Here is a 6,937-nt window from a genome sequence, read left to right on the forward strand (position 1 = left end):
AAAAAGGCGGCATATTAAAACTGGGTATGTCAGGGGGAAATACCAGTGATACGCTGGACCCGACATTATTCAGCGACTGGGTGCCATTAAATCAGGCATATATGCTGATGAACGGCCTGATTGAAATTGATGAAAATAACAAAGCCACGCCTGAATTGTTCTCCGCCTGGGAAGCCAAACCCGGTGCCACCGAGTGGGTGTTTACCGTTCGTGATGGCGTCACCTTCCATAATGGTAAAAAACTGGATGCAGATGACATTCTTTATTCCATCAACCTGCATCGCGGCGACAAATCCAAAAGCGCCATCAAAACTCAACTGGCCCCGATTACCGGTCTGACCAAACAGGGCGACAACCAGATCCTGATCACGCTTGAAAGTGGCAACGCCGACCTGCCGTATCTGCTGGCGGATTACCATCTGGTGGTGGTACCCAACGGCTTTACCGACTGGTCGCATCCGATCGGTACCGGCGGTTTTATCTTTGATCAGTACGAACCGGGCGTGCGATCGCTGTTCAAGCGCAACCCGAACTACTGGAAGCCGGATCGCGCCTTTGTTGATGCCGTGGAAGTGCTGGTCATCAACGACCCGACCGCCCGCACCAATGCCCTGATTTCCGGCCAGGTTCACGCGATTAACCGTGTCGATTTCAAAACCGTCGATTTCCTTAAACGCAGCCCGGCACTGAACATTGTGCGTTCATCCGGCGGTCAGCATTTCACCTTCCTGATGGATTGCAGCGTCGCACCGTACAACAACAACGATGTGCGCATGGCAATTAAACACGGCATCGACCGTCAGAAAATCCTCGATACCGTCCTGCGCGGCTACGGTTCGCTGGGCAACGACCATCCGATCCCGAAGACAGACCGCTTCTTCAATCACAGCCTGGAACAGCGCGTTTACGATCCGGACAAATCGAAGTTCTACCTGAAAAAAGCCGGTCTGACGGATCTCAACATCGAACTGTCCTCCTCTGACGCCGCTTTTGCCGGTGCGCTCGACGCCGCCGCCCTGTTCCAGGGGCAAGCACAAAAAGGCGGCATTCAGGTCAACATCAAACGCCAGCCCGCCGACAGCTACTGGGACGATGTATGGATGAAAGCCCCGTTCAGCATGGGTTACTGGGGCGGACGTCCGACGGCTGACCAGATGTTCTCCACCGCTTATCAGTCGACTGCCAAATGGAACGACACCCACTGGAAAGATGAGAAGTTTGATGCCCTGCTGTTGCAGGCACGCTCACTGCTTGATGAAGGCAAACGCGCTGAAATCTATGGTGAACTGCAAAGTATCGTGCGCGACGACGGCGGTGCAATGATCCCGCTGTTTGGCGATTATCTTGATGCAGCCAGCAAAAAAGTCGGCGGTATCAGGCCACATCCGATGTTCAACTTCATGGGTGGTCGTCTGGCCGAGCGCGTCTGGCTGGAGGCATGATGAAAAAACGGATTTTACAGCGGATCCTGTTAGGCATTATCACGCTGTGGCTGGTTTCTGTGCTGATTTTTATCGGCACGGAAATGCTGCCCGGCGACGTCGCGACGGCCATTTTAGGCCAGAGCGCCACGCCTGAAACCGTTGCCGCGTTGCGCCTGCAACTCGGGCTGGATGAACCGTCTGTGCTGCGCTATCTGCACTGGCTGGCGGGTATTATGCACGGCGACTTAGGGCATTCGCTGGCGAACGGTCGCGCCATCAGCGACGAACTGCTGCCGCGTCTGGCAAATACCTTGTTCCTCGCCGGGTATGCCGCGGTTATCGCTATTCCGCTGGCTGTCGGTTTGGGGATCGCATCAGCCATCTGGCGCGGTTCCGTTTTTGACCGGCTGGCAAATACCCTGACGCTCATCAGCATTTCGGTGCCGGAGTTTTTTGTCGGCTACATTCTGGTGATCGCCTTCGCCATTCGTCTGACCTGGTTCCCGAGTCTGGCAATGGTCGACAGCAGTTCGTCGTTCATCGACCGGCTTTACGTCTGCACCCTGCCGATGCTCACCCTGACGCTGGTGGTGCTGGCACACATGCTGCGCATGACGCGCGCCTCAGTCACTGCGGTGATGGCCAGCCCATATATTGAAAGCGCGGTGCTTAAAGGCATTCCGCGCTGGCGCATCGTGGTCGCGCACGCGCTGCCAAACGCCCTTGCACCGATCATCAACGTGGTGGCATTCAATCTGGCCTATCTGGTGGTCGGTGTGATCCTGGTGGAAGTGGTGTTTGTCTATCCGGGTATCGGGCAATACATGGTGGATGCGGTAACCAAGCGCGACCTGCCGGTGGTTCAGGCCTGTGGCCTGCTGTTTGGCGGCACTTACATTTTCCTCAACACCACCGCCGACTTACTGGCGATCTGGTGCAATCCACGCCTGCGCCATGCGCGCTAAAAGGGGGACACATGAACCGATATTTCATTAACATCCCGCTGTCGGCCTGGATAGGGATTGTGATTATTGCGGTGAACCTGCTGGCAGCTATTTTTGCGCCATGGCTCGCCCCGCACAGCGAAACCGAACAGGTCGGCGACATCTGGCTGCTGCCTTCCGCCGCCACGCCGTTTGGCACTGACAGTCTCGGGCGCGATATGCTTTCCCGCATTCTGTTTGGCGCACGCACCACCATTGCCATCGCGCTGACCATCACTTTCAGTTCTTTTATCATCGGCATTATCACCGGCTTTACGGCGGCAATTTACGGCAAATGGGTGGATGTGGTGCTGTCACGTATCGTCGATACCGTGATGTCGATTCCGGTGCTGATTTTCGCGCTGATCGTATTGTCGGTGATGGGCACGTCCATTCCCGTACTGGTGCTAACCATCGCCCTGCTCGACGCCACCCGCGTGTTCCGTCTGGCACGGCTGGTGGCGCAGGCGATTGTTTGTCAGGAATACGTCGAAGCTGCGCGTCTTCGTGGCGAAGGGTTGCGCTGGGTGCTGTTCAAAGAAATTCTGCCCAACGCCCTGCCGCCGCTGCTGGCTGAGTTTGGCATGCGCTTCTGCTTTACCTTCCTGTTTATTGCGGGCTTAAGTTTCTTAGGTCTGGGCATTCAGCCGCCATATGCCGACTGGGGCAGCATGGTGCGCGACAACGCGCAGGCGATTAACTTTGGTCAGTTCGCGCCGTTGTATCCGGCAGCGGCGATTGCCCTGCTGACGATTGGCGTCAATCTGGTGGTCGACTGGCTGCTGGCGCGGAATAGTCTGCCGCATGGAGATGAAGCATGACACGCACAATTTTAGAAATGCGCGGGCTGCGCATCGAAACCCTCGACGGTTCGCCGCTGGTGCAGGATATTTCCCTGAAACTGGCGGCGGGTGAAGTGCTCGGTCTGATTGGTGAATCCGGTGCGGGCAAGTCTACCATCGGGCTGGCAGCGTTAGGCTACGCGCGTCAGGGCTGCCGCATTGCCGGTGGCGAAGTTTTCCTGGATGGCACCGATATCGTTTCTCAGCCTTCCAGCGTAAAGCGCGAATGGCGCGGCAGGCGCGTGGCGTATGTGGCGCAAAGCGCGGCGGCGTCATTTAATCCGGCGCTGACCATCGAAAAACAGGTCTGCGAAGGCCCGATCCGCCACGGTCTGATGAACAAAGAAGAAAGCCGCCAGTGGGCAATTTCACTGTTCCGCTCGCTGGATTTGCCGGATCCGGAAAACATCGGCAAACGCTATCCGCATCAGCTTTCCGGCGGCCAGCTTCAGCGCGCAATGGCCGCGATGGCGATGTCCTGTAAACCTGATTTGCTGATCATGGATGAACCGACCACCGCGCTGGACGTCACCACGCAAATTGAAGTGCTGGTGATGCTGCGCAAACTGGTGCGTGAATTCAACACCGCCGCGCTGTATATCACCCACGATCTGGCCGTTGTCGCACAACTTGCCGACCGCATTATGGTGCTGCGCCACGGCAAAGAGGTGGAAACCGGCAGTACGCAAACCATTCTGGAAAACCCGCAGCAGGAATATACGCGGCGTCTGGTGGCAGAGCGTGAACACGCACTAACACCGCTGGCCGATGGTCATGAATCTGCCGGTCAGCCGCTGCTGACCCTGCGAAAACTGAGCACCGGCTACAATGGTAAACGGGTGGTACACGACGTCAGCCTGCAACTGCCGCGTGGCAAAACGCTGGCGATTATCGGCGAATCCGGCAGCGGCAAAAGTACGCTGGCACGGGCGCTGGTCGGATTGCTACCCGACACCGAAGGCACGGTGGATTTCGACGGCATTGCGCTTTCGCATAATTTTCACCAGCGCAATAAAGAAACGCTGCGCCGTATGCAGATGATTTATCAGTTGCCTGACGTGGCGCTGAATCCGCGTCAGACGCTGCTGGATATCATTGGCCGTCCTCTGACCTTCTACTTTGGGATGAACAAAAAACAGGTGCGCGAGCGCGTGGAAGAGTTACTCCGCCTGACTGAACTGCCGCTTAAACTGATCGACCGTCGTCCCGGCGAGCTTTCCGGCGGGCAGAAGCAGCGCGTCTGTATCGCCCGCGCACTGGCCGCACAGCCGGAACTGATTATCTGCGATGAAGCCACGTCGGCGCTCGATCCGCTGGTAGCGGAAGAAGTGTTGAATCTGCTGCGCCGCTTACAGCAACAGCTCGGGCTGTCGTATCTGTTTATCACGCATGATCTGGGCACGGTAAAACGGATCGCCCATCAGGTGGCGGTGATGTATCAGGGTCAGGTGGTCGCCAGCGGCGATACCGACGTGGTCTTCAGCGCGCCAATGCACAGCTACACTGAAAAACTGCTGACCTCCGTACCGGAAATGCGCACCAGCTGGCTGGACGAGGTTCTCGCCCTGCGCGGCACGGCGCTTCCTGCGGCAGCCATTTCTTCGACAGGAGTCTTATGAGCACCAAACGCATCGTGACTGAATTCCCTCACGCCGTCACCGTGACTGAACATCTGTGGATCCCGCTGAGTGACGGCACACGTCTCGCTGCCCGTCTGTGGCTGCCGGATGACGCTGAACACCAGCCGGTTCCGGCCATTCTCGAATACATTCCTTACCGCAAACGCGACGGCACCCGCACCCGCGACGAACCGATGCACGGCTTTTTCGCCGGAAACGGCTACGCCGTGGTGCGCGTGGATATGCGCGGCAGCGGCGAATCCGACGGATTGCTGGCGGATGAATATCTGTTGCAGGAACAGGACGATGCGCTGGAAGTCATTGAGTGGATCACCGAACAACGCTGGTGCAGCGGCAACGTCGGCATGATGGGGAAATCCTGGGGCGGCTTTAACAGCCTGCAGGTCGCCGCCCGCCGCCCTGCCGCCCTGAAAGCCATCATCACCGTGTGTTCAACTGACGACCGTTACCGCGACGATATTCACTACAAAGGCGGCTGCCTGCTTAATGACAATCTCTGGTGGGGCGGCATCATGCTGGCGTACCAGAGCCGACCTTCCGACCCCGCACTGGTCGGTGAAAGGTGGTACAAAGACTGGCTGAACCGTCTGGAAAACATGCCATTCTTCCCGGCATTGTGGATGGAACATCCGCTGCGCGACGCATACTGGCAGCATGGTTCGGTGTGCGAAGACTGGTCCGCCATTCAGTGTCCGGTGATGGCCATCGGCGGCTGGGCGGATGCCTACAGCAATGCAGTGTTCCGCCTGATGGACAATCTGAAAGTGCCACGCCGCGCCATTCTCGGTCCGTGGGCGCATATCTATCCGCAGGACGGCACACCGGAACCGGCGATCGGTTTCCTGCAGGAAGCGGTACGCTGGTGGGATCACTGGCTGAAAGGCGAAGACAACGGCGCGATGGCAGGCCCGATGATCCAGACCTGGTTGCAGGACAGCCAGCCGCCCTCGGCGATGCGTCCGGTCAGCCGTGGTGAATGGGTGGGATTTGATCGCGGCACCGCCAGCAATATCAATCACATCCCGCGCTGGCTCACACGAGGCCAGCTCAATACTCAGCCGGACGTTGACGCAGGCGTTATCAATATCTGTTCACCGCAGAATCACGGTCTGATGGCCGGTGAATGGATGGGGGCCGGTGTGCCCGGCGAAATGCCACCGGATCAGCGTGTCGATGACGGCATGGCAGAAATCTTTGATGGCGAACCGCTGGCCGAGCCGCTGACCATTTTTGGCTTCCCGGAATTTAGCGTCGAACTGAGCAGCGATAAACCGGCTGCGATGTTGTACGTCCGGCTTTCTGACGTTGCACCGGACGGTTCGGTAAACCGTGTCACGCACGGCTGGCTGAATCTGTCGCATCTGCACGGCCATGATCAATCTGTGCCGCTTATCCCCGGTCAGAAAGTCAAAGTACCGGTACAACTGGATGGTATCGCACACCGCTTTGCCACCGGTCACCGGATGCGACTCTCGCTGGCGACCACCTTCTGGCCGATGATCTGGCCGATGGCGGAGGTCGCCACGCTGACGCTGGATTTGCACAGCGCGCAGCTCAGCCTGCCGGTGTGCGAACAGCCGGTATCCATCGACGGCCCGATTGCTGAGCCACAAAGCGCGCCGCTGACACCGCAAACTGTGCTGTCGCCAGGGCGCGTGGATCGCAACATCACTTACGATTTCCTCACCGACAGCTGGACCAGCGTGACCAACGGCGTGGGTGGCGTTTTCGGTGAAGGCGTTTACCGCTTCGATGATATCGACACGACGGTCGATCACAATCTGCGGCGCGAGCTGACGGTCAGTAACAGTGATCCGTTATCCGCGCGCTATCTGCTGACGCAGACTATGAAGATGGGACGTGAAGGCTGGTGGATGGAAGCAGAAATCACCCTCGAACTACGCAGCGACCTGACGCACTTTATCGTCAGCGGCGATATGGTGGTCAGCCTGAACGGCGAAGAGGAATTCACCAAATACTGGCACGAGAGGATTGCGCGGTAATGTTTTTTTGCTCCCATAAGCCGTGATTTTGCCTTGCTCCTCCCC

Annotated in this window: 5 protein-coding genes; all 5 read left to right on the top strand. The window is 57.9% G+C overall.

What is annotated here, in order from left to right; genetic code table 11:
• Positions 1 to 1,442: ABC transporter substrate-binding protein (locus tag UC14_RS16935; protein ID WP_112198089.1), on the top strand; the 1,442-nt coding region annotated here is incomplete at its 5' end.
• A complete protein-coding gene (locus UC14_RS16940; protein WP_013575056.1) occupies positions 1,442 to 2,389 on the top strand; it encodes an ABC transporter permease in 948 nt (315 codons plus the stop codon). The genes UC14_RS16935 and UC14_RS16940, both read left to right, overlap by 1 nt.
• 11 nt (positions 2,390 to 2,400) lie before the next feature.
• Positions 2,401 to 3,228, top strand: coding sequence for an ABC transporter permease (locus tag UC14_RS16945; RefSeq protein WP_013575055.1), 828 nt, complete (start codon positions 2,401 to 2,403; stop codon positions 3,226 to 3,228).
• Positions 3,225 to 4,868, top strand: coding sequence for an ABC transporter ATP-binding protein (locus tag UC14_RS16950; RefSeq protein ID WP_112198090.1), 1,644 nt, complete (start codon positions 3,225 to 3,227; stop codon positions 4,866 to 4,868). The genes UC14_RS16945 and UC14_RS16950 overlap by 4 nt, the downstream gene beginning before the upstream one ends.
• Positions 4,865 to 6,892 carry a CocE/NonD family hydrolase gene (locus UC14_RS16955; RefSeq protein WP_112198091.1) on the top strand — a complete coding sequence of 676 codons (2,028 nt, stop codon included), beginning with the start codon at positions 4,865 to 4,867 and terminating at the stop codon, positions 6,890 to 6,892. The genes UC14_RS16950 and UC14_RS16955 overlap by 4 nt, the downstream gene beginning before the upstream one ends.
• The last annotated feature ends 45 nt before the right edge of the window (positions 6,893 to 6,937 follow it).

Origin of the sequence: Rahnella sp. NRRL B-41462, from assembly GCF_003263525.1 — a bacterium.
Taxonomy (GTDB): Bacteria; Pseudomonadota; Gammaproteobacteria; order Enterobacterales; family Enterobacteriaceae; genus Rahnella; species Rahnella aceris.